We start from the raw sequence: 26,209 nt of genomic DNA on the forward strand, positions 1-26,209 counted from the left end.
CGTGTTTACCGGCGCGCCACTTTCATCAGGCGTGCGCCCAGGGACGACGACAGACTGACCTCGAAGCGGCCACCGGCCGGCAAGGCGCTGACATCGACGCTGGCGTTTCCGCCAGTCAAGTCACTGGCGACCACCGTCTTGCGGCCATCTGCGGCTACGTGCAGCACGGCGGCGTACGGTTCAGCCTGGGCATTCCAGGTCAGCACCAGCTTGCCGCCGCTTTGTGTCGCATCAAACGTGGCATCGTTGGCGGCGGCCTTGCTGCGGCGCGCCGGGCGCTCCAGCTTGGCCAAGGCCTTGCCATTTGCCAGCACCTGCACGTCGCTGATTTCTCCCGGGTTGGCGAAGCTGACGCGGAAGTGGCTCATGGCGCTGCCGCCATGGTCAGCCACGGTTACGGCATCAAAGGGCAAGTCGATAGTCGCTCCCGACGCCGTCAGGACCCGCAGGGTGTACGCCTGGCCGCTGCCGCTGGCCACTGCGCCCACACGCGAGGACGAGGCAACGGCTGGGCGCAAGGCCACGCCGGTCGGCGTGATGCGACCGGAAATGGTCAGATAGCCCTGCTGGGCCACGGACATGCTGGCGGCCAGCACATTGCTGCCCGTCACTTGCGTGCTGCGTTTTTCCAGGAATTGCTGTACCCGCGCATAGCTGTAATCGGAGAACCAGGCGCCGCTGCAATAGCTCATCACATCCTTCATCGGCGTGCTGCCATAGACTGCCTTGCTCAGCTGGCCAATGTTGCCCGCATAGTCGCTGTTATACAGAGGTTGCGGGCCCAGATCGCCATTGACATACGGGTAGTCGGTAGCCGCATTGGCCGCGCCGCCGCAGGCAACGTGCTGCAGCGAATGGTTGTGGCCCAGCTCATGCACGAGCGTGGTCAGCCATTCAGGCCATTGATTACCGAAGGGATCGACCGATGCGATGTTGCTGGCCTTGGCGTCCAGGCCGATGGCCGACGTGAAGTCGTGGCTATTGCCAGTCAGGTTGATGTAGGCCAGGCCGGCGGCACGCGTGGAAGACATCTTCGGCACGAAACCATAATAATAAGCGCCGCTGTCTTCCAGCGCGCGCTTGTCTTCCAGCTTGCCCAGGGCATCGCTCCACCAGCTGTCAGCCGTGCTGCTGCCAGGCATGCTCAGCGCCGCGCGCGTGGTGATGCTGATATTTTCCGTCGCATACGGATACACGCGCAGCAGCGCGGCGCGGATCATCGCGGCGTCAGGCAGTTGCGCCACGCCATCGTCGGTGCTCAAGGGCACGAGCACCAAGCGGATTCTGGCCAAGCTGGCCACCACGGGCGCCGCTTCCTGGCTCACTTGCACGCCGTTATTGCCGATGGCCGTCACGCGCACGCGCACGCCCGGCAAGATCCAGCCTGCAGGCAGGATGGCACTGAAATTGCCGTTGAAACTGTCATCGTTCTTTTGCGTCGGCAAAACCGACGGGCCGCTCATGCTGATGCTTCCCAGGTTGCTGCCATTGGCGGTGGTCGCATTCAAGGTCACGGCGGGACTGGCCTGGCCCGCCTGCGGGGCCAGCACGGACACGCGTACGGCGGCCGGCTTGCCGCGCGTCAGGCGCAAGGCCGTATTGCTGGCGTTCAAATTCAGTACTTGCGCGAAATCAATGCTGCCCAGGGTAAAGGCCGACACCGCGCCCGCATTGACGGCAACGCGCGCAGCGGCTGACAGCATCACATCGCCCGTTGCCGAGCCTGGTGCAGTCAACAGCAGCTGGCTGGCACTGGCGCTGACGATCACGGCCGGTGTATTGCCCACCGATGCCGAGCTGACCTGGTCAAGATTGCTGCCCTGCACCGTCACCGACAAGGTCCCGCCGTTGACGGCCGAGGTGATCGACGTCACGGTTACGCTCGCCAATACCTTGTACGTATCGCTGCTGATGGCATCATTGTAAGGACCGCGCACCGTCAGCGCCCCCGTTGCCGCACCCAAGGGCACCAGCACGGTCACGCTGCCGGCCGTCTGGCTTTGCGGCGTTGCTGCTGCGCCATTGCCAAACTGCACCGCCGTCACGGCACCCATACCAGCGCCCGCGATCGTCACGCTGGAACCGACGCCGCCCGTCGCTGGTGCGACGCTGACCACACTCAATGGCAGGTACACATTGACGTTATAGCTGGTGGCCGCCGTGCCGCTGGCGCTGACCAGGCTCAAGGCGCCAGAGACGGGCACGCCCGGCATGGCCAGGGTCACGCTGGTATCGCTGGCGGCGCTGGTGGCAAGCTTCACGCCGCCCACCTGGAAGGCCGTCACGCGGCTCAGATTCGTACCCGTCACCACCAAGCTGCCACCAACGGCGAGATTCGCCGCCGAGACGGCCGTCACGGCAGGCATCACGACAGGATTGCCCGAGGTGGTCGCCACCACCGTGTCGCCACCGCCACCGCCTCCCCCGCCGCAAGCGGACAGGCCCAGCACGACAAACAATGCAACAAGCAAATGGTTTTTCATGGCTGGCAACCATGTTGGTGTAGCGCGATGCCGGGGAGGACACGAAGGAAATGTGACATATTGGAGATTTTTGGTGAGAATTTACTTTCGAGGAACCAATATTATGGGCTAACTCGATTCCTAGCGACAACTATTGCTGCTTTTGATTCAATTGGTTTTGATAATAAATAACGTATCTGATTGGCAATCGCTATGTTGAGAACTATTCGCTTCGCTCTGCATTGACTTAAGTCACAATTATTTTCCTTTGCAGCTATTGCCATTCAATTCATTAAAAATATCCTCAGACAGCACAAATAATGTGGAAATTTTTCCACAGCCCAGACACCGTATTTTCCTGCCAACTTTATTGGAAGAATTAACATTTTGAGTAAGATTTTCAGAAATGTAATTTCAGAAGCAGGCCAGGTGGAAGGTGATGTGTTGCAAGAAGGCCTGCCGTGGCGCGAACGGCCGATTTTGCTTAAAACCAAAGCAGCCTGATGCCGTATAATTTTAGACCCGGTGAAATCAGGCGATTGCCACCTTCTGCCTGCCCTACCCGGCCGGCAACTCTCCGTCAGCTGATCCTGCTGGCCCGCATCCGCCTCGTAAAGTCTTGTCGCCGCGCCGCCGCCCGTTTGCCTATTGAAAGCATGAAATGAACGATACCGTGATCCCCGCCATGTCCCCGACCGAAGCCACCTTGCGCGCCATTCTTGCGCGACGGATCATGATACTCGACGGCGCCATGGGCACGATCATCCAGCAATACAAGCTCGACGAAGAAGCGTACCGCGGCGGCCCCGCTGGCCGCTTCATCGATTTCGCCGCGCCGGCCGATAGTGGCGCGCGTGAACTGTTCGTCAAGGGCAATAACGAGCTGCTGACCCTGACGCAGCCGCACATCATCCAGGAAATCCACGAGCGCTACCTGGCGGCGGGCGCCGACCTGATCGAAACGAATACTTTCGGCGCGACGACGATCGCGCAAGACGATTACCACATGGCCCACCTGGCCTATGAAATGAACGTCCAGGCGGCCAAGCTGGCGCGTGCCGCCTGCGACAAGTATTCCACCCCGGACAAGCCGCGCTTCGTCGCCGGCGCCCTGGGCCCCACGCCAAAGACGGCATCGATCTCGCCCGACGTCAACGACCCGGCCGCGCGCAACGTCAGTTTCGATCAGCTGGTGGCCGCCTACCTGCAGCAGACGCAGGGCCTGGTGGAAGGCGGCGCCGACGTGCTGCTGGTGGAAACCATTTTCGATACCTTGAACTGCAAGGCGGCCCTGTTCGCCATCGACCTGTTCTACGAGCTAAATCCGACCGTCGTGCGCCTGCCGCTGATGATTTCCGGCACCGTCACGGACGCCTCGGGGCGCATCCTGTCGGGCCAGACCGTGCCCGCCTTCTGGAATTCCGTGCGCCACGCGAAACCGCTGACCATCGGCCTGAACTGCGCGCTGGGCGCCGCCCTGATGCGCCCGTACGCGGAAGAGCTGGCCAAGATCGCCGACACCTTCGTGTGCATCTACCCGAACGCGGGCTTGCCCAATCCCATGAGCGACACGGGCTTTGACGAGTTGCCAGCCGACACGTCCGCCCTGCTGCGCGAATTCGCCGACGCGGGCTTTTTGAACATGGCGGGCGGCTGCTGCGGCACCACGCCCGAGCACATCGCCGCCATCGGAGAGTTGCTGTCGAAAAACACGCCGCGCACCGTGCCTGCACCGTCGCATGACTTGCGCCTGGCCGGCCTCGAACCGTTCGTCGTCAACGAAGAATCGCTGTTCGTCAACGTGGGCGAGCGCACCAACGTCACGGGCTCGAAGGCGTTCGCGCGCATGATTCTTAACGAGCAATACGACGAAGCCCTGTCCGTGGCACGACAGCAAGTGGAAAATGGCGCGCAAGTGATCGACATCAACATGGACGAGGCCATGCTCGATTCGCTGGCCGCCATGACGCGCTTTTTGAACCTGATCGCCTCGGAACCCGATATTTCGCGCGTGCCCATCATGGTCGACTCCTCGAAATGGTCCGTCATCGAAGCGGGCCTGAAGTGCGTGCAGGGCAAAGCCATCGTCAATTCCATCTCGATGAAGGAAGGCGAGGAAGAATTCCTGCGCCAGGCGAAACTGTGCCGCCGCTATGGCGCGGCCGTGATCGTCATGGCTTTCGATGAAAAGGGGCAAGCCGATACCTTCGAGCGCAAGATCGAGATTTGCGCACGCGCGTATCACCTGTTGATCGATGCGCTGGACTTCCCGCCGGAAGACATCATTTTCGATCCAAACATCTTTGCCGTCGCCACCGGCATCGAAGAGCACAATAATTACGCCGTCGACTTCATCAACGCCACGCGCTGGATCAAGGAAAACTTGCCGTACGCGAAGATCTCGGGCGGCGTATCGAATGTGTCCTTCAGTTTCCGCGGCAACGATCCGGCCCGCGAAGCCATCCACACGGTGTTCCTGTACCACGCCATCAAGGCCGGCATGACCATGGGTATCGTCAACGCCGGCATGGTGGGCGTGTACGACAATCTGGACCCGGAATTGCGCGAGCGCGTGGAAGACGTGGTGCTGAACCGCCGCGAAGACTCCACCGAACGCATGATCGAGTTTGCCGGCACCCTGAAGGCGGGCGGCAAGGCCGAAGCGCAAACCCTGGCCTGGCGCGAAGGCACGGTGCAGGCCCGCCTGTCGCACGCGCTGGTGCACGGCATCACGCAATTCATCGTCGAAGACACGGAAGAGGCGCGCCAGGAGCTATTGCACAATGGCGGCCGTCCCATCCACGTGATCGAGGGCCCGCTCATGGCCGGCATGGACGTGGTCGGCGATCTGTTTGGCCAGGGCAAGATGTTCCTGCCGCAAGTGGTGAAATCGGCCCGTGTGATGAAGCAAGCCGTGGCCCATTTGATTCCGTTCATCGAGGAAGAAAAGCTGCTGGAAGAAAAACGCACGGGCATCGTCGCCAAGCCGAAGGGCAAGATCATCATGGCCACCGTGAAGGGCGACGTGCATGACATTGGCAAGAACATCGTCACCGTCGTTCTGCAGTGCAATAACTTTGAAGTGGTGAACATGGGCGTGATGGTGCCGTGCTCGGAAATCCTGGCGCGCGCCAAGGTGGAAAACGCGGACATCATCGGCCTGTCGGGTCTGATTACGCCGTCGCTGGAAGAAATGGCGTACGTCGCCAAGGAAATGCAGCGCGATGAACATTTCCGCATGCTGAAAATCCCCCTCCTGATCGGCGGCGCCACCACCAGCCGCGCCCACACGGCAGTGAAAATCGCCCACAACTACGAAGGGCCCGTGATCTACGTGCCGGACGCCTCGCGTTCCGTGTCCGTGGCGCAATCGCTGCTGACGCCGGAGCAGCGCGACAAATACGTGGAAGACATCGAACTCGACTACGCACGCATCCGCGAGCAGCACGCCAACAAGAAGGCCCTGCCCATCCTGCCGCTGGCGCAGGCGCGCGCCAACAAGATGATCGTGCCCTTCGACGGTCCCTGCACACCCGTGAAACCGAAGTTCATCGGCCGCCGCGTCTTTAAAAATGTCGACCTGGCCGCCCTGGCCAACTATATCGACTGGGGCCCGTTCTTCCAGACCTGGGATCTGGCCGGCCCCTTCCCCGCCATTTTGACGGATGAAGTCGTGGGCGACGCGGCCACCAAGGTGTACGCCGAAGGCCAGGCCTTGCTGAAGAAACTCATCGACGGGCGCTGGCTGACGGCCAACGGCGTCGTGTCCCTGCTGCCGGCAAACAGCGTCAATGACGACGATATCGAGGTGTACACGGACGATACGCGCAGTACGGTGGCGTTCACCTATTACGGCATGCGCCAGCAGGGCGTCAAGCCCGTGGTCGATGGCGTGCAACGGCCGAACCAGTGCCTGGCCGATTTCATTGCGCCTAAGGCATCGGGGGTGAAGGATTACATCGGCATGTTCGCCGTCACGTCCGGCTTGGGCATCGAGAAATACGAGAAGCGCTTCGAAGATGCGCATGACGATTACTCGTCCATCATGCTCAAATCCCTGGCCGACCGTCTGGCCGAGGCGTTTGCCGAATACCTGCATGAGCGCGTGCGCAAAGACCTGTGGGGCTATGTGCCGGACGAGCAGCTGAACAACGACGACATGATCGGCGAGAAATATGTCGGCATCCGCCCCGCGCCCGGCTACCCCGCCTGCCCCGAGCACACGGTCAAAAAAGAGATGTTCGAGGTCATGCAAGCCGAGGAAATCGGCATGCAGCTGACGGAATCGTATGCCATGTTCCCTGGCGCGGCCGTTTCCGGCTTCTATTTTGCCCACCCGGAGTCGAAATACTTCGTTGTCGGCAAGATCGGCATGGACCAGGTGGAAGACATGGCCAAGCGCCGCGGCGCCAGCATCGAGGACGTGGAACGCTGGCTGGCACCCAATCTGTCCTGATAGGCGCAAGGCGCGCGGAACTTATCGCGCGCCGCAGCGCACTAACCGAACAGCGCGTCCTCATGCGGAACGAGCTGCTTGTCGGTATCGCCGTCGCCGTGCTGGCCCTGTGGGAGTTGCGTAACACCCCCGAGCTGCACAAGCACTGGCCCGGCGCGGCAGCCTAAGAAAAACCCCGCTACGGCGACGCCGTACGGGGCTTTTTAAGGGATGCTACGACAGCGGGTAGGTCGGATTAGCGCTTGCACGTAATCCGACAACACCGGTCAGCGCCAACAATGTTGTCGGGTTACGGCCCTGCGGGCCTCGGCGGCCCCACCTAATCCGACCTACAACGCATACCTTACGACGTTGTCGCTCCATTCATAGGCCGCCATTTCCAGTTCCACCAGGTCGTCCGGCGACATGGCCAACTCGCGCAGGGTCGGCACGATCTCGCCTTCCATGTCTTCGATGCGCTCGATGCATTCAGCCAGGCGCAGCAGGTCGCCGTAGAAGCCCTCGCGCGACAGCAGCGCTTCGGCCACTTCATCGATGACTTCGATCTGGCTGAGGATTTCCGACATCGGCACGCCGAACAGGGTATCCATCAGGGACATGATGCCAACCGTAAAGGCGATATCGGCCGAATGGGCATGGTTCGGGCGCAGTTTATGCGCGAGCAGCTCCAGCAAACGGCCGCGCGTGGTGGCCAGCATCAGCAAAGGCGTCATGCTATGGCCGCGTTTGCTTGGCTCCGCATACAACATGATTTGCAGCCAGCGCTGCAATTGGCGGCGGCCCAGCACGGTCACGGCCTGGCTCAGCGAATCGATGCGCTGGCGGGCGCCCACGGCGGGCGTATTGACCAAACGCAACAGGTTCAGGGCCAGCGATACGTCGCGCTTGATGGCGCGCTCGATATCCATGTTATCGGCGTCGGACGTCACCAGTGTCATCAGTTCCATGACAGCCAGTTGCGACGGCGACAGCTTCTTGCCCGTCATGATCGCGGGCTTGGCGAAATAATAGCCCTGGAAATAATCGAAGCCCAAGTCCAGGCCCGACTTGAATTCTTCGCGCGTCTCGACCTTCTCCGCCACCAGTTTCTTTTGTTCCCGCTTGAAACGGGGCGCCAGGGCTGCCAGCACTTTCGGATCGACGGTACTCATGTCCATCTTGACGTATTGCACCAGCGGCAGCAGCTCCTGCACTTGCACCGTGTCGGAAACGACGTTTTCCAGCGCGAAGGTGAAGCCATGGCCCACCAATTCGCTGATGCGTGCGCGCACTTCCGGTGTGACGGGCATCGATTCGACGATTTCCAGCACGACTTTTTCACGCGGCAGGAAAACGAAGATATCGCTCATGATCACGTCGGCATCGACGTTGACGAAACCGAGCGCGTCGCCGATGACCTTTTCCATGCCCAGCTGGGACGCATGGGCGATCACGGACGCCGTGGCGGACAGGTCGCTGGTAATGTTGGCGGGGCCGACCGGAGCGTTGCGGAATAGCAACTCATAGCCAAACAGCGCTTGATTGCGGTCAAGAATAGGTTGTCGACCCAGATAGAACTCGCGCACACGCAAGGGTTTCGGGGTGATGTCGTTGCTGGAAATATCGATCATTAAGTCTTCATCAATCAGGTCGAGTGACACCGGCCGCGCCGCGCCCGCATCAAGGTTCACTATTGACAATACTTTAGCTGAATTTCGCCCGCGCTGTGGGTATTTTGGCAGCAATCAAGCGTATTGTCGTCAACAAATTAGGCCACTGGCGTGTCTTGCACCATCCCGTCGACAAATAATTTCAATTCGCCCGGTGCAAACGCCGTCCATTGCTCATTCGTCGTCAGCGGCTGGGTAACGATCACGGCCACGCGGTCCTGGGGCGTCGTCACTTGGGAAAAGTCGACGCTCAGGTCTTCATCGGAGAGTTTAGCAGTTGGAAACGGATGTTGTCGCACCAGATAATGCAAGCTGGTCGAGCAATGGGCGAACAGCGCCTCGCCGCTCGACAGCATCATGTTGAATGTGCCGTGGGCGGCAATGCTGGGCAACAACTCCGCCAGGGCAGCATGCAGCTGCGGCAAGGCTGGCGGGGCATCGCCAAAGCGCGCATGCAGTTCCTGCAGCAGATAGCAGAAGGCCAGCTCGCTGTCGGTGCAGCCGACAGGGCGGTAACTGCCCGTCAGCACGGGATGGAATTCCTTTAAATCGCCATTGTGGGCAAATACCCAGTAGCGGCCCCACAGTTCGCGCACGAAGGGATGGCAGTTTTCCAACGCCACCTGGCCTTGCGTGGCCTTGCGGATATGCGCGATGACATTGCGCGACTTGATGGGATAGCGCTTGATCAGTTCGGCCACTGGCGAGGCGATGGCCGCCTGGTGGTCGACGAAATGGCGCACGCCGGCGCCCTCGAAAAAAGCGATGCCCCAGCCGTCATGGTGGGTATCGGTATGGCCGCCGCGCATGGCGAAGCCGGTAAAACTAAAGACAATGTCCGTGGGGACATTGCAATTCATTCCGAGAAGTTGGCACATGGTCTGTTTGCAGCTGGATAACACAACCACCATACCATGCCGTCAGACGGATTGGTATGGTGGCGATAGCCATCCGGTCAGTGCAACAGCACGGGCTGGCTCATGAGGGAATCGTAGCTGCCCAAAAATTCATCGATCTCTTCCATGCTGGGTTCGCTGGCGATCAATTCCGTGACGTCACGGCGGAAGTTTTGCGCAAGGATGCCGGCGATAAAGGTTTCGCGCTTGCCGCCCTTGTCGACGATTTCATAGCCGCCAAAGCGCAGGGCTTCCAGGTCGACGTCGGCGCCGAATTCCACGACGCTGTATTGTTCGCTGTTATAGATCAGATTCATTTTGCATCCTTCGCTCAAGCAGGAGAGCCTCCTGCGGTTTCAGAACAGAGGTGGGGCTGATACGGCGCCATTTCAAGCGCCATGCCACCCGGCGGGCTACAGAGTTGTAACGAGATGCAAAGGCAAGTGCGGTAATACCATCAGGAGATCGTCAAGCAACCACTATGTCGGCTTGCAGCGCCAACAGGACGTCGTAGGGACTGGCAGTGAGCCAAGCGCGCAATTGTTCGATATGCGTGGCATCGGCCAGGCTGATGAACAAGCGTGCGGGAGGATGACGCAGCAGACGATTCAATGTTACACGCAATACGAGATTGCCGCTGCAGCACAGGCAACCAGGCGCAATGCGCAAAAGTTGCAATGGAAACGATGGAGAAGGGGAAACTTGTTCGGCCAGGTCGGCCAGGATCGCGCTGCCGTCAGCCAGTCCCTCGAGGATCACGGCGGCCGGCTGGTCCGGTGCCAAGGCTCGCGCGATGGCTGCCTCGCGCTCGGCGGCGCGTCCACCGCTGACCAGGGTCAGCGGCGTCGGACGCCGCACTGCTGCCGTCACAGGCTTTTCTTGGCCAGCTTGCCCGGTTCGACGCCCAGCTGTTTCAGCTTGCGGTACAAATGGGTACGTTCCAGGCCTGTCTTTTCCGCCACGCGGGTCATGCTGCCGCCTTCACGGCCCAGGTGGTGTTCGAAATACATGCGCTCGAACGCGTCGCGCGCCTCGCGCAGCGGCAAGTCGAATGACAGGTTGTAGCCATGGCCTTCGGCCACCGCCGGTACGGCGATGCCTGGGCGCACCATCAGCTGCTGCGGTGCACTGCCGCCAAAGCTGGGCACGGGATGACTGCTTTCCTCGGCCACCACGGCTGCCACGGGACGCGGCGCCACACTCGGCGCGCGCACGGTTTCCTGTGCCCGCGTCAAGCCTTGCTGGACTGCTTTCAGCAGTTTTTGCAGGGCAATCGGTTTTTCCAGGAAGTTCATGGCGCCGATGCGCGTCGCCTCGACCGCCGTATCGATGGTGGCGTGGCCCGACATCATGATCACCGGCATGGTCAACAAGCCGTCACGCTGCCATTCCTTGAGCAGGGTCACGCCATCGGTGTCGGGCATCCAGATATCGAGCAATACCAGATCCGGCGCACCGGCGGCACGCGCTTCACGCGCCTGCTGCGCATTTTCGGCCAGCTGGATAGCATGTCCTTCGTCGCCCAATATTTCCGAGAGCAACTCACGGATACCCATTTCATCATCCACTACGAGTATGTTTGCCATTCGTGTCTTGCCTTCCTCATTTCGCCGGCCCTCGCGCACAAGATGCACACGGCGGACAGCTATGATTTTATTAGTGTTTTAAATACTAAACCAGACCCTCACGCCAGGAATTCCTGGGCAGGAGTGTCGGGAGCTAACTTTAACAGCAAAATGACCACCGAAGCGCCATTGCCGTCGACCCGGTTCTCGATATCGATGCGTCCGCCATGTTCATCGATAATTTTCTTTACCATCGCCAGGCCCAATCCCGTACCGCGCGCCTTCGACGTCACATAGGGTTCGAAGGCGCGCGCCAGGATTTTTGGCGCGAAACCAGGGCCATTGTCGGTGATGGCCAGCCGCACGGCGATATTCACGCCGCCGTCCGCACTGCGATAATGAATTGCTTCCGTCCTTACGTCAATCCGCGGATGCGGCGAGTCCGGCGGCAAGTCGGCCATGGCGTCCTGCGCGTTCTGCAGCAAGTTATGGATCACCTGGCGCAACTGGGTCGGATCGCCCATCACCATCGGCAGATTCTGCGCCAGCTGCGGGTGGATGATGTCGCCATCATCACCGCGCAGGTACAGGTTCAGGATTTCTTCGATCAGTTCGTTCAGGCGCAAAGGCGTGAGCACGGCCGGCGGCGTGCGCGCATAGTCGCGGAAGTCATCGACCATGCGCTTCATAGCATCGACCTGCTTGACGATGGTGGTGGTGGCGCGGCTGAGCAAATCTGCATCAGGCTGCTCAAGCTTGCCTTCGAGCTTCATCTGCAGGCGCTCGGCCGACAGCTGGATGGGCGTGAGCGGATTCTTGATTTCATGCGCCAGGCGGCGCGCCACCTCGCCCCAGGCGATCGAGCGCTGCGCGGAAATGACATCGGAAATATCATCGAAGACGACGATGTAGCCGCTGCCGGACTCCAGCGGCAGGCGCGAACCGCGCGCCAGCAAGGTGATGTCATGCTCGTCGGCACTACTGCCCAGGCGGCGCGGAATCTCGATCTGGCGCTGCCAGTGCAGGCGCTGCTGGTTGCGACCCGACGCCGATTGCGCGCTTTGCGCCGTGAAGGCGCTGATGATGGCACCGCCAAACTCTTCCATTCCAGCAATATGTGCCAGCGGCTGGCCTACCATGCTCATGCCCGAATGCTGCAAGATGCGCTCGACCGATTCGTTGCACGTCACCAATTTGAAATCGCCGTCGAGCACCATCACGCCGGCCGACATGTTCGCCAGCACCGATTCCAGGTGGGCCTTGGCGTTTTGCAGCGCGGCGCGGTTGCTTTCCACGGCCGTGCGCGCGTCGAGCAGCTGGCGCGTCATGATGTTGAACGACTGCGTCAGGGTGCCCAGTTCATCCTTGGTGGCGACGATGGGGCGCGGCGACAGGTCACCCTCGGCCACGGCGCGCGTGCCTTCGGCCAGCAGTAGCAGCGGCTGGGCCAGGTTACCCGCGATCAGAAAAGCGCTGCCGATGGCGCCAAAGATGGCCAGCAGCAAGGTCAAGGTGAGGATTTCCATGTACATCTTGCGCAAGCCCACGCGCGCGACGAAACGTTCCTTGTATTCGCTGTAGGCGGCGCGCAGCACCTCTCCATTCGTCGCCAGCTTGGGCGGTACCGCCTGCAGCAGTTGCAGGTAGCGGGGAGAGACGGAAGGGCCCGGCACGGCCACCAGCACGCGCAAACGCAGGCTCGCCGCCGTTTCCAGCGATGCCGACGTACCCGCGCGAAAACCGCCTCCGCCCGACTCCGTGCCATCATCGTGCAACTCCAGCCCCCCTTCGGCGGAGGCATAACCGGCCGGCAAGGCGGCCTGCACCAGCATGGCCGGCGTGGGCAAGTCGGCCGCGCTGTGCGGCCCGGCGCTGGCCAGCAGCACGCCGTCGCCGCTGACGATCATGACATTTTGCATGCCTTCTTCGCGTAACAGGCTCGTCAGCACCGCCGGACCAGCCACCGGGTCGGCGCCCAGTTCTTCGACCGCCTTGTGGCCCCGGTGGTCCAGCTCGACCAGCGCCGCATCGAGGCCGGCACGGCCCAGCTCAATCCCCGACTCCAGCGCCGCTTCGATCTTGACGTTGAACCAGGACTCGATGGAGTGGGAGACGAATTGCACAGAGACAAGAAAAATCACCAGCCCCGGCAGGATGCCGACGGCGGCGAACAGCATCACCAGGCGTGTCATCAGCTTGGAGCCGAACTTGCCGCTCTTGTAGCGCACGTACAGGCGGCCCAGGGAAATGCCCACCAGCGCCAGCAGCGACACTGCCACGGCCGCATTCAGGCCCAGCAGCCAGGTGTAATAACGGTCGAAAAAGCCGGAATTGTCGGAAGCCGACGCCAGCAGGAACAGCAAAATACTGACAATGCCGCCGCCTACCACCAGCAGATAGCGCAATGCTTGACTCACTACTCCGCCGTATACAAAAAGGTTTTCTTATTCGAAGCCAGGCGCCAGTCGCTGTTATTGAAGGCATTGACCTGTATCGGCTTGGGCAGGTAGTCACGGTCCATGCCCATGCGCAAGGTGACGTTATACGTCTGCCCCACTTTCAGCGCACCGCGCGGCGCCACCAGCCAGCGGCTGGGGCGCCGAATCAGGAACAGCGCATCGTCGAGCGTGGGGAAACTTTGCTGCAAGCCACCGCCCGACACATGATACTGGCGCGTGAGCACGTTGTACGACAGCCGGCTGGTCTGGCGCGCCACGATGGCCTTTTCATCGAACCAGTACCAGCGGGGCCGGGTCAGTTCGATTTCCGTCGTGAAAAACAGCGGCACGCCATGCTGCACGGCATCATCGAGGTCGTGATTGAGATCAAAGGAGTAGGTGGCGGCCAGCTTGTAGCCCTCTTCACTCGACTCGATGTAGGCACGGGTAATCTCGACCATATCGCCAGCATGCGCGCGTGGCATGGTACATGCCAGCATCAGCAGCAGGGTCAGGAGTCGGAAGAGTCGTGTTGTCACAAGTGTGCCGGTGGTGTCCGTAAGAAAAGGTTCGACGAATCGTTCAAGCCGCATTTTTTTGGAATAGAGCATAGAACAAACCGTCATGGTCCTGCTCCGCGCTGCCAGTCGGCAACAGCTGGCCAGGCGCTGTCAATCGGGTCGCATTATTGCGCACCGCAAATGCCGCCGCCTGTGCCTCGGACTCCTGCGGCCACAATGAACATGTCACGAATAGCAATTTACCATCGGGACGCAGCATCTGCCACAGGTTGTCCAGAATTTTGGAGGAAAGTGTTGCAAGTTGGAACGCATCGCCCTTGCGGCGCAACCAGCGAATGTCCGGATGGCGACGCACGATGCCCGAAGCCGTGCAAGGCACGTCGGCCAGGATGCGGTCGTACTGCTGGCCGTCCCACCACGCGCTCGATTGCGCGTCCTGCGCCTTCAAGGTGGCATCCAGGCCCAGGCGCTCGAGGTTTTCCGCGATGCGCGGCAGGCGCTTGGCGTCCGCGTCGATGGCGGTGACTTGCACATCGGCCAGTTCCAGGATGTGGCACGTCTTGCCGCCGGGCGCCGCACAGGCATCGAGCACGCGCATTCCATCTTGCAAGTCCAGCAGCGGGGCCGCCAGTTGCGCGCCGGCATCCTGCACGGAGACGACTCCCTGCTCGAAGCCGGGGATCAGCGCCACGCCGATGGGCTTGTCCAGGCGCACGGCAAACGGCCCCACCTGGCGCGCGGCGATGCCCGCCTCTGCCAGCACGGCCAGATACGCTACAACCGTGCTCTTGCGGCGATTCACGCGCAAGGTCAATGGCGGCACGGCATTGCCGGCTGTCAAAATGGCTTGCCAGTCGCGGGGATAGGCCAGGCGCAGCGAATCGATCCACCATTGCGGATAATTCCATTGCGCCAAAGGCTGCTGCAGGGCCGCTTCCAGCAAGGACTTGCGCTCGCGCAAGAAACGGCGCAATACGGCGTTCACCATGCCCTTGGCATGCGCCAGGTCAGGATGCGAGGTGGCCACCGTGACAGCCTGGTCGACAACGGTAAACTCTTCGTAGGGCTGCTCGCCCGGCTCGGCGGACATCAGCGACAGCGCGCAGCACAGCAGCGCCGCAAGCATCGGCGGCTCGGGCGCCTTCGACGTCATCAGGCCGACCAGGGTTTCGCTGCGGCCCAGCTGGCGCATGGTGCGGTAGGAAATATCCTGGATGGCGCCGCGCGCCTGCGGGCTGGCGTTCGATTGCGTAAACACCTTGGCCAGCGCCTGCGGCAGGGCCGTGCCCGTGCGCACCTGCGACACGGCATTGGCGGCGCCCAGCAGGCAAAACGCCAGCGAGTCGGCGCGCAAATCGGGTTGGAAGCCTGGCTGCAAGACCGGTTTCAGGTCGGGATGGTAGCTGGGACGCAATTTCGGTGCGGCAGGGGCAGGAGCCTGGCCTGGCGCCGGCTTGGTTTTCAATTTCAGCGTGGGGCGCTTGTTCATAATTATCCGGTGTGGCTGCGCGCGGCTGGCGGCATGGAAGCAAATACGCGGCCGCGCGTCATCAATAAAGGGTCGATTGTAGCGTTTGTGGCGCTCTCTGGCCCAAGCGATTGCAGCGATATGGGCAATTTGGGGCAAAAAACTGCATATATACAAGCAGAATGCGCCATGCTGATGTTTTCATGCACCAACATGGGCATGTACTCCTGATAATATCGTGAAATGCGCCGGCACGGGGACCTTGCCGGCAAGCGTATTGTTCCCGCCGGCAAACCAGTATAATTGACGCAGTCTGGGCGGCTTGGGTACTGGCCGTCCGTTTTGCTTTTTGATTCATTCTATTCATTCTTAACGCGGTTCCACCGCCATCCTGCTCATGCTCGCCCAACAGAAACAAGAAATCATCGCCCTGTTCCAGGCCGCCCTCGCTCCCGTCCTGGCCGGCACTTCGCTTGAGCCATCCGTGGTGCTCGAGCGACCACGCGACGCATCGCATGGCGACGTCGCATGCAACATCGCCATGCAACTGGCCAAGCAGCTGAAACAGAATCCCCGAGAACTGGCGCAAACCATCGTCACGGCCGTGCTGGCCAATCCGGCTGGCCAGGGCTTGATCGAGGCAGTGGAAATCGCCGGTCCCGGCTTCATCAACGTGCGCGTCTCCGCCGCCGCCAAGCAGGCCGTGGTGAAGACCATCCTGGGTGAAGGTGACAGCTATGGCCGCAGCACGGCAGGCACCGGCAAGCAGGTCATCCTGGAATTCGTCTCGGCCAACCCGACCGGCCCGCTGCACGTGGGCCACGGCCGCCAGGCGGCCCTGGGCGACGCCCTGTCCTCGCTGTTTGACGCGCAAGGCTACCAAGTGACGCGCGAGTTCTACTATAACGACGCGGGCGTGCAGATCCAGACCCTGGCCAATTCCGTCCAGGCGCGCGCGCGCGGCTTCAAGCCGGGCGACGCCGAATGGCCCGAGTCGGCCTACAACGGCGACTACATCGCCGATATCGCCAACGATTTCAAGGCCGGCAAGACCGTCTCGGCCAGCGATGGCTTGCCTGCCACGGCCAATGGCAACATCGACGACATCGATTCGATCCGCCCATTCGCCGTCACCTACCTGCGCAACGAGCAGGATATCGACTTGCAGGCGTTTGGCGTGAAGTTCGACAATTACTACCTGGAATCGTCGCTGTACGCGGACGGCAAGGTCAATAGCGCCGTGGAAATGCTGATCAAGGCGGGCCACACCTACGAGCAGGATGGCGCGCTGTGGCTGCGCACCACCGACTTCGGCGACGACAAGGACCGCGTCATGCGCAAGACGGATGGCACCTACACGTATTTCGTGCCGGACGTGGCATATCACTTGGTGAAATGGCAGCGCGGCTTCGTACAGGCCATCAATATCCAGGGCAGCGACCACCACGGCACCATCGCGCGCGTGCGCGCCGGCTTGCAGGCGGTCGACATGGGCATCCCGCAAGGTTACCCCGACTACGTGCTGCACAAGATGGTCACCGTCATGAAAGACGGCGAAGAAGTCAAGATTTCGAAGCGCGCCGGCTCCTACGTGACCGTGCGCGACCTGATCGAATGGTCGGGCGGCGGCGACATCGCCAAGGGCCGCGACGCGGTGCGCTTCTTCCTGATCTCACGCAAGGCCGACACGGAATTCGTCTTCGACGTCGACGTGGCGCTGAAAACCACCGATGAAAACCCGGTGTATTACGTGCAGTACGCGCATGCGCGCATCTGCCGCATCCTGGAAAACTGGGGCGGCGATGCAAGCACGGTCGCCGGCGTTGACTTGTCTCCCCTGACGGCACCGACCGAAGCGACCCTGCTGGCAACCCTGGCTGCCTATCCGGAAATGCTGGCGCGCGCGCAAGCGGAACTGGGACCGCATCAAGTCGCTTTCTACCTGCGCGACCTGGCTGCCAACCTGCACAGCTTCTACTTCGCCGAAAAAGTGCTGGTCGAGGACGAAGCCGTCAAGATGGCCCGCCTGGCCCTCGTCATCGCCGCGCGCCAGGTGCTGCGCAACGGCCTGGCACTGATCGGCGTGTCCGCGCCAAACAAAATGTAATCGCGAAGGTCAAACCGTCAATGAGTCACGCTTCTCCCCACGCTTCCCGCTTCTCTTCGACCCGGCGCCAGCAGGGCAATACCCTGGTCGGCATCATCATCGGCCTGGTCATCGGTCTGGGCATCGCCGTGGTGGTCGCCCTGGTGATCACCAAGGGCGCCTCGCCCTTCACCGACAAGTCGGGCAAGGCCGGCAAATCGGCCGAACCGACGGCCGGCCAGATCGCCGACCCGAACAAGCCGATGTACGGCAACAAGGAAGCGGCCAAGGAAGCGGCGCGCGACTTCTCCAAGGAGCCACGCGAGATCGTCACGCCGACGCAGCCAGTCGCGCCAGCGCCCTCGCCAAGCACCGCGCAGCAGCCGAAGGCACCGCCGCCGGACGCGTTGCAGGAATTGATCGGCACCCTGAAGGACAAGCCGGCACCGAAAACGCCAGCGGCAGCGCCGGCAGCGCAAGCCAAGGCCGACGTGAAAACCGAAGCCAAGGCCGATGCAGCCAGCGACAAATGGATTTATTATCTGCAGGCCGGCGCATTCCATGACATGTCGGACGCCGAAAGCACGCGCGGCAAACTGGCGCTGCTTGGCTTCGAAGCGGCCATCAGTGACCGCAGCACCGATGCCGGCGTGCTGCACCGCGTGCGCATCGGGCCGTTCAACCAGCTCGAATCGATGAACCGCGCGCGCACCAAACTGTCTGAAAACGGCATCGATGTCGCCGTCGTCCGCAACCAAAAATAAGGAACCAGCATGCGTTTTCTGAAGAAAATCCTGTTCGCCGCCGCCCTGTGCACGGCCGCCATGGGCGCATCGGCCTCGCCGGCCGAGCCGAAGAATGGCGTCGAATACGAAACTCTGGCCACGCCGCAGGCAACGGAATCGGGCAAGAAAATCGAAGTGACTGAATTCTTCGCCTATTACTGCCCGCATTGCAACGTGCTTGAACCGCAACTGGCGGCCTGGGTCAAGAAACAAGGCGACAACATCGTCTTCAAGCGCGTGCACGTGTCGCGCGATGACAGCGTGGCGCCGCAGCAGCGTTTGTTCTTCACCCTGCAAGCCATGGGCCTGCTCGACAAGCTGCACACCAGCGTCTTCCACGCCATGCACGTGGAGCGCAACCGCCTCAATACCGATGACGCCGTATTCGACTTCGTCGCCAAGCAGGGCGTGGACCGCCAGAAATTCATCGACACCTACCGTTCGATGGGGATCTCGGCCCGCGTGCGCCGTGCGGACGCCATGATGCAGGGCTATAACGTGACGTTCTGGCCCATGATCGCCATCGATGGCCGCTACATCACTTCGCCATCGCAGGCCGACCAGGGCAGCAAGTCGGCCAAGAACGAAGAGCAGCTGAACGCCCAGGCGCTCAGCGTGATGGACGTGCTGGTTGCGAAAGCCAAAGCGGAAAAGAAATAAGCATGGCCACTTCCCTGGCGCGCCCGGGCATCGCCTGATGCACAGCGTTTTCATCACGGGCGCGTCGAGCGGACTGGGCGCCGCCCTGGCGCTGCAGTACGCACGCCAGGGCGCCAAATTGGGCCTGCTGGCCCGCCGCGGCGACACCCTGCAGCAACTGATCGCCTCCCTGCCCCACCCTGAACGCCACCGCGCCTACGCCGTCGATGTGTGCGACCACGCCGCCCTGAAAAGCGCGGCGCAGGACTTCATCGGCTACGCTGGCCGCATCGACGTCGTCATCGCCAGCGCCGGCGTATCGTTCGGCACCCTGACTGAACACGCGGAAGACCTCGACGCCTTCGCGCGCCTGATGGCCATCAACGTCACGGCCACCGTTGCCACCTTCGCGCCCTTCATCGCCGCCATGAAAACCCAGGGCAGCGGGCGCCTGGTGGGCATCGGCAGCGTGGCCGGCATCCGCGGCCTGCCCGGCGCCGAAGCCTACAGCGCCTCGAAGGCGGCCGTGATCAGCTACTGCGAATCGCTGCGCCTGGAACTCAAGCCCGCCGGCATCAGGGTCGTCACCATCACGCCCGGCTACATCGACACGCCGATGACGCGCCATAACGCCTACCGCATGCCCTTCCTGATGCCGGCCGAAAAATTCGCCGTGCGCGCCGCGCGCGCCATCGCCGACGGCGACAGCTACCGCGTGATCCCGTGGCAGATGGGCGTCGTCGCCAAGCTGCTGCGCGCGCTGCCCAATGCCGTGTACGACCGGGCCTTCGCGAATGCGCCGCACAAGGCGCGCAACAAGCCCTCCGGCGACAGCCAGTAAAACTCTACGATCCCCATGACGAAGCACACAGACCTGAACAGCGCGGCCATCGCCGCCCATTGCGCCACGGGCGCTTCCCACGTGGCCATCGAAGTGGTCGACGAAACGGGATCGACCAACGCCGACCTGCTGGCGCGCTGCGCCACCCTGGGCGGGCCGACATTGCGCATCGCCGGCCAGCAGACGGCCGGACGCGGACGCGCCGGACGGCCGTGGGTGTCGCAGCCGGACGCCAGCCTGATGTTCTCGCTGGCCTGGCGCTTCAAGGGGCCGCTGCATCAACTGGTCGGCCTGCCACTGGCCGTCGGCGTGGCGCTGGCCGAAAGCATGACTTCCTTGGGCGTGCCGGTACAACTGAAGTGGCCGAACGACATGCTCAGGGATGGCCATAAACTGGCCGGCATCCTGGTCGAGACGCAGCAGGCAGCGGATGGCGGCGTGTGGGCCGTCATCGGCTGCGGCATCAATTTGTTGATGCCCGATGCGCTGGAGCGGCAGATCGGCCGCAGCGCCTCGGCCGTGCCCTGGCTGGCGCAGATGGAGCGCAATACCTTGGTGGCAGCCCTGCTCAGCCGCCTCGCTGGCGTGCTGGCCGAATTCGACGACACGGGCTTCGCGCCCTTTGCCGAACGCTGGAACCTGCTGCATGCCTGGCAGGGCCAGCACGTGAAAATCCTCGACAACGGCCAGCTGATGCAGCAAGGCGTGGCCGCCGGCGTGGACCAGCTGGGCCGCCTGCTGCTGCGTACCGACGGCGGCTTGCAGGAAATCATGTCCGGCGATGTGTCCTTGCGCCTGGCCGGGGAGTAAGCGCATGCTACTGCTGATAGACGCCGGCAATACGCGCATCAAATGGGCACTCGTGGCCGCCGATAGCCCCCTCGGCGGCTGGCTGGCCAGCGGCGCCGTCACGCATGCGCAGATCGATACGCTGGCTACGCAGTGGGAGACACTCGCCATCAATGAGGTGCTGCTGTCGAACGTGGCAGGCAGCGTCATCGGCACGCGCCTGCGCGCCATGCTGCCGGTGGTGCCCCGCGACTTCGCCTCGCTGCCGCAGCTGGCCGGACTGACGAACGCCTACCGCGCGCCTTCGCAACTGGGCTGCGACCGTTTTGCCGCCGCCATCGGCGCACGGGCGCTGACGCCTGACCAGGCCGTCATCGTCGCCAATTGCGGTACTGCCACCACCATCGACGCCATCACCGCCGACGGCGTTTTCCTCGGCGGGATGATCTTGCCCGGGCTGGGATTGATGGCCAGTTCGCTGGCGCGCAATACGGCACAGCTGCCGCAAATCGCCGGCGACACCATGCTGCCGGCCGGCTTTGCCGACAACACGGACGACGCGATTTTGAGTGGTTGCCTGGCGGCCCAGGCGGGCGCCATTGAACGGGCCGTGCGCATGCACGGCGCCAGCACCTGTGTATTGTCAGGCGGCGCCGCGCCGCGTATCGCACCGGCCCTGGCACTGCCGGTACCGCTGAATCTGGTGGACAATATCGTCATGATCGGCCTGCAGGCAGCCGCGCGCGCCGGCGCGGCAGGAACACAAGGAAACCACGTATGCTGAAATTCGTCTTCTGGCTGCTGGCCGGCGTCAACCTGCTGGTCTTGGCCATCGGCCAGGGTTATCTAGGCAGTTTTCGCAGCGAGACGCGCGAACCGGCGCGTCTGAAAAACCAGCTGCAGGTGACCAAGCTAACCTTGCTCACGCAGGAGCAGGCCACGGCGGCAGCCGCGCCGCCAGCCGCCGAGGCGGCGGCGACGCCCGCAGTGCCGGCGCCGCAGCCTACGTATGCCTGTACGGAGGTGGGCAATTTCCTGCTGGCCGACGGACGCCGCTTCGAAGCGCAAGTGGCAGCGCTGGATCTGGGCGACCGGCAGTCGCGCCGCAACGTGGCCGGCCAGGAGATTTCCAGCTACATGGTGTACATCCCGCCGCAGGGCAGCAAGGAAGGCGCGGACCGCAAGGCAGGCGAATTGAAGCAGCTGGGCGTGACGAATTACTTCATCATGAACGACAGCAGCCCGCTGCGCTGGGGCATTTCCTTGGGCGTATTCAAGTCGGAAAACAGCGCGCAAAGCCAGTTGGCATCGCTCAACAAGCAGGGCGTGCACAGCGCCCGCATCGCGCCGCGCTACAGCGCCAGCAAGCAGATGGCCTACCAATTCCGCGACCTCGACGCCGCCACGCGCGCGCGGCTGGAGAAAATCAAAGCGCAATTCCCGGAGCAGGAATTGCGTAATTGCAAATAACTACCTTTGAATAACGATAGGCTTGATACCAGTCGATTCCGGTAAATTAGCCGCCGCGCGTGCCGCCTCGGCACGGCTGGAGAACGGTCCGCCGTACAGGCGGAACAGGTTACCGGTCTGCACCACCCCAAGCGTACCCAGGGCCGCCGCGTATGGCGCCAGGCGCGTACGCCCCGTTTCCGCATTGTCGGCGCGCGAGTAAGCGCCCAGCTGCAAATAAAAGCCGCTGGCCAGCGCCGCCGGGGCAGGCATGGCCACCGTCGCATCGACGGGCAACATCTGCGACGACACTTCCGGCTGCACCACGGCGCCCGTTTCCACCGGCGTGTCGATGGAGATGGCCACCACGGAAGGCACCGGCTTGGGCGCCGCTCTGGCAGCCAGGATGGCGTCGATATCGGCCGGCAGCAAGCGTTCGACGACCACCTGGTGGCTGCCCTTGCCCAGGAAGCCCAGTTTCAGCGCCGCCGTGTAGGATACGTCGATCACGCGCGTGGCGTGGAAGGGGCCACGGTCATTGATACGCACGATCACCTGTTCGCCGCTGTCGATGCTCGTCACGCGCGCATACGACGGAATCGGCAAGGTGGGATGGGCCGCCGTCATCTTGTACATATCGTAGATTTCACCCGAGGAGGTGCGCTGGCCATGAAATTTCTTGCCATACCAGGTCCCCGTGCCCTTCTGCTTGAACGGTTCGTTGTCGGTGATCGGCGTGTACGTCTTGCCAAACACGACGTAGGGACGGTTCGAACGCGTCGAATACGGCTCGTTGCGTACTTCCGCGTCGGGCACGTCGCGCAGGTTGGCAGGCGGATTGTCGCCCGGACCATCGTCCTTGTAGTAGCCGCCGCGTCCGGAGCCGGCCGCCGGCAGCGCCGGCAAGGTAGGGTCCTGGCGCACGGGGGACTTGACCTTGCCGCCTGACGGCAGCGGCACGTTATTCGATGCCGGTTTGTGCGGCGTGGTGCCGCAGGCGGCCAGGGTCAGCAAGACCGCCAGGCTCAGTCCGCGCATGGCGAGAGTGTCGAAAGGCGCGCGCATCAGGTCTGCACCAGCTTGCGATGACGCTGGATGCTCATCAAGATACCGGTGGCCACGCCCAGGGTCAGCAGCGCGGTGCCGCCATAGCTGAGGAAAGGAAGGGGAACGCCGACCACCGGCACGATGCCGCTGACCATGCCCATGTTTACAAACGCATACGTAAAGAAAATCATTGTTATCGCTCCTGCCAGCAGGCGAGTGAAAAAACTGGGGGCGTTGGCGGCAATCATCATGCCCCGTCCCACCAGCAGCAAATACATCAGCATCAGAATCAGATTACCCACCAGGCCAAACTCCTCCGAATACACGGCGAAGATAAAGTCGGTCGTGCGCTCCGGGACGAATTCCAGGTGGGCCTGCGTGCCGTGCGTCCAGCCCTTGCCCGTCATGCCGCCGGAGCCGATGGCAATGATGGACTGGATGATATGGAAGCCCTTGCCCAGCGGGTCCTTGGTCGGATCGATCAGCATCATCACGCGGTCACGCTGGTAATCATGCAGATGCGACCAGGCGATCGGCAGGCAGGAAACAAAGGTGATCAGCAAGCCGGCCAGCACCTTCCACGACAGGCCGGCCAGGAAGATGACGGTAAAGCCGGCCGCCACCACCAGCAATGCAGTGCCCAGGTCGGGCTGGCGCGCGATCAGGTAGACGGGTACCAGCAACAGCACGGCCGCAATCAGGAACGATTTCCAGCGCAGGGCGCCCGCATTGTGCTGGAAGAACCAGGCCAGCATCAGGGGCGTGGCGATCTTCAGGAATTCCGAGGGCTGGATGTCGATCACGCCGATATGCAGCCAGCGCCGCGCGCCCAGCTTGATGGTGCCGAACAGCGCCACGGCCACCAGCAGTATCACCGATACCGTGTACGCCGGCACGGCGATGCGCATCATCATCTGCGGCGTGACGTTGGCCGCCACCCACATGACGAAAAAGCACAACAGGATGTTGCGCAGGTGGTCCTCGATCTTGCCGGGGATGCCGATGCTGGCCGAATACAGGGTCAGCAGACTGGTGCTGAGCAACATCAGGATGATGATCATCAGCGGTGGATCGAACACCGCCAGATAGGGTTTGGCGCGCCGCCACAGCGAGCGCCTCTCGTTAATGGGCATGTGCTTCCTTTATTGCCTGGCAGGCGGCGCCGGGGCAGCCTGCTCGTCAGTGATTTCTTCCAGGGTACGCACTTCGTCGACATCTTCCTTGGGCACCTTGGTAGTGTCCCTTTCCTTGTCGCTCGGGCGCTTGCCCAGCAGGTAGTAGTCGAGTGCCTTGCGCGCGATCGGCGCAGCCACGCCGGCGCCGAAGCCCGCATTTTCCACCACGATGGCAATCGCGATGCGCGGCTTGTCGGCCGGCGCGAAGGCCGTAAACAAGGCGTTGTCGCGCAGGCGTTCGGCCAGCAGCTTGGCATTGTACTTCTCGTTTTTCTTGATGCCTACCACCTGCGCCGTACCCGTCTTGCCGCCCACCGTGTACTGCACGCCGGCGAAGATGCGCGCGGCCGTGCCGCCCTGCTCGCTGGTCACGCCCACCATGGCGCGCTTGATGGTGTCGATGTTTTCCTGCTTGAGCGCGATGCGGTAGCTTTCCTTCGGTACCGTCAGGGTACGCGCGCGCGTGGCGGCGTCTTCGATGATCTTCACCAGATGCGGCTTCATCACCACGCCGTTATTGGCCAGGTTGGCTGTCGCGTGGGCGATCTGCAGCGGCGTGTAGGAATTATAGCCGGAGCCGTTACTCACCGAAATCGTGTCGCCGCCCACCCATTTTTTCTGCTGTGGCGTCTTGAAGCGGTTGCGCTTCCATTCCGTCGACGGCAGCACGCCCGTCTTTTCATTATTCAGGTCGATGCCCGTCAACTGGCCGAAACCGAACGGCTTCATGAAGTCGTGGATGGCATCGATGCCCATGTCGCGGCCCAGCTGATAGTAATAGGTGTTGCAGGAGACAACGATGGACTTGTGCATGTCCACCGTGCCATGGCCGCCCACCTTGTCGTCGCGGAAGGTGTGGCCACCGAGGATGAAGAAACCGGGATCGGAAATCGACTGGCTCGGCGTGCGCTTGCCCAATTCGAGTGCGGCCAGCGCCATGAAGGGCTTGAAGGTCGAGCCGGGCGCGTAGGTGCCGGACAGGGGACGGTTCACCATCGGCCGGTCCAGAGAGGTATTGAGTTCATTCCAGCTTTGCTGGTCGATGCCGTCGACGAACAAGTTGGGGTCGTAGCCGGGCTTGGAGACGTAAGCCAGGATGTCGCCCGTGGCCGGGTCGATCGCCACGGCTGCGCCACGCCATTCCCCAAACGCTTCCTCGACCACTTTTTGCAGTTCAATGTCGATCGACAGGATCAGGTTGTTACCAGGCGTCGCTGCCGTGCGCGACAGGGTGCGCATGGCGCGCCCGCCAGCCGACACTTCCACTTCTTCGTAGCCGGTGGTGCCATGCAGCTGCTTTTCGTAGCTTTTTTCCAGGCCTTCCTTGCCGATATGGTCGGTACCGTTGTAGTTGGCCGCGTCCTCGCCCTCTTCCAGCGCCTTGGCTTCATTGCGGTTGATGCGCCCGATGAAGCCCACCACGTGCGACGCCACCTCGCCCATCGGATACTGGCGGAACAATCGCGCCTGCACCTCGACGCCGGGGAAGCGGAAGCGCTGCGCCGTGAAGCGCGCCACTTCCTCGTCCGTCAGGCGCGTGCGCAGCGGCACGCTGACGAAGTTCTTCGACTCTTCCAGCAGCTTCTTGAAGCGGCGGCGGTCCTTGATGTCGATCTGCACCAGTGTCGACAGCTCGTCGATCACCGAATCGAGGCTGGCACTCAATTTCGATGGCGTGATTTCCAGCGTATAGGCCGAGTAATTGCGCGCCAATACCACGCCGTTACGATCGAGGATCAGGCCGCGCGTGGGCACGATGGGCACCACGGCGATGCGGTTGTCCTCGGCCTTGGTCGCGTAGTCCTCGTGCTTGATCACCTGCAGCCAGATGAAGCGCGCCAGCAACAGCGAAAAGCAGACGAAGACAAGCCCGCCCAGGATGGTCAGGCGCATGCGGAAAAAATGCAGTTCGCGCTCGGTATTCTTAAGTTCAGTCATGGCAG

Annotated in this window: 20 protein-coding genes; 8 read left to right on the forward strand and 12 right to left on the reverse strand. The window is 62.2% G+C overall.

Annotated elements, in window-relative coordinates; genetic code table 11:
- Positions 1-5 precede the first annotated feature (5 nt).
- Positions 6-2,483 (reverse strand): IPT/TIG domain-containing protein, encoded by a 2,478-nt coding sequence (locus C8C89_RS01065; protein WP_133988687.1) that lies wholly within the window; start codon positions 2,481-2,483, stop codon positions 6-8.
- 640 nt (positions 2,484-3,123) lie between these two features.
- On the opposite strand from C8C89_RS01065, the gene metH reads away from it, so the two are divergent.
- Positions 3,124-6,918, forward strand: coding sequence for a methionine synthase (gene metH, locus C8C89_RS01070; protein WP_243857860.1), 3,795 nt, complete (start codon positions 3,124-3,126; stop codon positions 6,916-6,918).
- A gap of 329 nt (positions 6,919-7,247) precedes the next feature.
- Here the strand turns inward: metH and C8C89_RS01075 are convergent, their stop codons facing one another.
- The 8 genes from C8C89_RS01075 to rsmB all read right to left on the reverse strand — a co-directional run bounded on the left by C8C89_RS01075 (position 7,248) and on the right by rsmB (position 15,476).
- Positions 7,248-8,528: an EAL domain-containing protein gene (locus tag C8C89_RS01075; RefSeq protein ID WP_133988688.1), complete on the reverse strand. Its 1,281-nt coding sequence runs from the start codon at positions 8,526-8,528 to the stop codon at positions 7,248-7,250.
- Positions 8,529-8,665: 137 nt separating this feature from the next.
- Positions 8,666-9,445 carry a class II glutamine amidotransferase gene (locus C8C89_RS01080; protein ID WP_101484851.1) on the reverse strand — a complete coding sequence of 260 codons (780 nt, stop codon included), beginning with the start codon at positions 9,443-9,445 and terminating at the stop codon, positions 8,666-8,668.
- A gap of 77 nt (positions 9,446-9,522) precedes the next feature.
- Positions 9,523-9,780, reverse strand: a complete 258-nt coding sequence (locus tag C8C89_RS01085; protein ID WP_071079509.1) for a DUF3567 domain-containing protein — start codon at positions 9,778-9,780, stop codon at positions 9,523-9,525.
- Positions 9,781-9,931: 151 nt separating this feature from the next.
- Positions 9,932-10,333 carry a GTPase gene (locus C8C89_RS01090; RefSeq protein WP_101483798.1) on the reverse strand — a complete coding sequence of 134 codons (402 nt, stop codon included), beginning with the start codon at positions 10,331-10,333 and terminating at the stop codon, positions 9,932-9,934.
- Positions 10,330-11,049 (reverse strand): response regulator, encoded by a 720-nt coding sequence (locus tag C8C89_RS01095; RefSeq protein WP_133988689.1) that lies wholly within the window; start codon positions 11,047-11,049, stop codon positions 10,330-10,332. The genes C8C89_RS01090 and C8C89_RS01095 overlap by 4 nt, the downstream gene beginning before the upstream one ends.
- Positions 11,050-11,147: 98 nt before the next feature.
- Entirely contained in the window at positions 11,148-13,445 is a 2,298-nt protein-coding gene (locus tag C8C89_RS01100) for an ATP-binding protein (protein WP_101483796.1), read from the reverse strand.
- Positions 13,445-14,005, reverse strand: coding sequence for a DUF4390 domain-containing protein (locus tag C8C89_RS01105; RefSeq protein WP_243857861.1), 561 nt, complete (start codon positions 14,003-14,005; stop codon positions 13,445-13,447). The genes C8C89_RS01100 and C8C89_RS01105 overlap by 1 nt, the downstream gene beginning before the upstream one ends.
- Before the next feature lie 43 nt (positions 14,006-14,048).
- The gene (gene rsmB, locus C8C89_RS01110; RefSeq protein ID WP_133988690.1) at positions 14,049-15,476 is read right to left on the reverse strand and encodes a 16S rRNA (cytosine(967)-C(5))-methyltransferase RsmB; all 1,428 of its coding nucleotides are present in this window, start codon (positions 15,474-15,476) and stop codon (positions 14,049-14,051) included.
- 376 nt (positions 15,477-15,852) lie between these two features.
- On the opposite strand from rsmB, the gene argS reads away from it, so the two are divergent.
- Genes argS through C8C89_RS01145 form a run of 7 tightly spaced genes read left to right on the forward strand, consistent with a single transcriptional unit; the run spans position 15,853 to position 22,065 of the window.
- Positions 15,853-17,562, forward strand: a complete 1,710-nt coding sequence (gene argS, locus C8C89_RS01115) for an arginine--tRNA ligase (RefSeq protein ID WP_133988691.1) — start codon at positions 15,853-15,855, stop codon at positions 17,560-17,562.
- 20 nt (positions 17,563-17,582) lie between these two features.
- Positions 17,583-18,305: an SPOR domain-containing protein gene (locus C8C89_RS01120; protein WP_133988692.1), complete on the forward strand. Its 723-nt coding sequence runs from the start codon at positions 17,583-17,585 to the stop codon at positions 18,303-18,305.
- Positions 18,306-18,314: 9 nt separating this feature from the next.
- Entirely contained in the window at positions 18,315-18,986 is a 672-nt protein-coding gene (locus C8C89_RS01125; protein WP_101483790.1) for a thiol:disulfide interchange protein DsbA/DsbL, read from the forward strand.
- A 37-nt stretch (positions 18,987-19,023) separates the two neighbouring features.
- Complete coding sequence (locus C8C89_RS01130; RefSeq protein WP_101483789.1) at positions 19,024-19,806, forward strand: SDR family oxidoreductase; 783 nt, start codon at positions 19,024-19,026, stop codon at positions 19,804-19,806.
- Between the two features lie 15 nt (positions 19,807-19,821).
- Complete coding sequence (locus tag C8C89_RS01135) at positions 19,822-20,616, forward strand: biotin--[acetyl-CoA-carboxylase] ligase (protein ID WP_133988693.1); 795 nt, start codon at positions 19,822-19,824, stop codon at positions 20,614-20,616.
- A gap of 4 nt (positions 20,617-20,620) precedes the next feature.
- Positions 20,621-21,379 (forward strand): type III pantothenate kinase, encoded by a 759-nt coding sequence (locus C8C89_RS01140; RefSeq protein ID WP_133988694.1) that lies wholly within the window; start codon positions 20,621-20,623, stop codon positions 21,377-21,379.
- A complete protein-coding gene (locus tag C8C89_RS01145) occupies positions 21,373-22,065 on the forward strand; it encodes an SPOR domain-containing protein (RefSeq protein WP_133988695.1) in 693 nt (230 codons plus the stop codon). Before C8C89_RS01140 ends, C8C89_RS01145 begins: the two co-directional genes overlap by 7 nt.
- Here the strand turns inward: C8C89_RS01145 and C8C89_RS01150 are convergent, their stop codons facing one another.
- Genes C8C89_RS01150 through mrdA form a run of 3 tightly spaced genes read right to left on the reverse strand, consistent with a single transcriptional unit; the run spans position 22,066 to position 26,204 of the window.
- On the reverse strand, positions 22,066-23,109 hold the full coding sequence (locus tag C8C89_RS01150) for a septal ring lytic transglycosylase RlpA family protein (protein WP_101483785.1): 1,044 nt from the start codon (positions 23,107-23,109) through the stop codon (positions 22,066-22,068).
- On the reverse strand, positions 23,109-24,224 hold the full coding sequence (gene rodA / locus C8C89_RS01155; protein ID WP_133988696.1) for a rod shape-determining protein RodA: 1,116 nt from the start codon (positions 24,222-24,224) through the stop codon (positions 23,109-23,111). The genes C8C89_RS01150 and rodA overlap by 1 nt, the downstream gene beginning before the upstream one ends.
- 9 nt (positions 24,225-24,233) lie before the next feature.
- On the reverse strand, positions 24,234-26,204 hold the full coding sequence (gene mrdA / locus C8C89_RS01160) for a penicillin-binding protein 2 (protein ID WP_133988697.1): 1,971 nt from the start codon (positions 26,202-26,204) through the stop codon (positions 24,234-24,236).
- Positions 26,205-26,209 lie beyond the last annotated feature (5 nt).

Origin of the sequence: Janthinobacterium sp. 75, from assembly GCF_004365495.1 — a bacterium.
Lineage (GTDB): Bacteria > Pseudomonadota > Gammaproteobacteria > Burkholderiales > Burkholderiaceae_D > Janthinobacterium.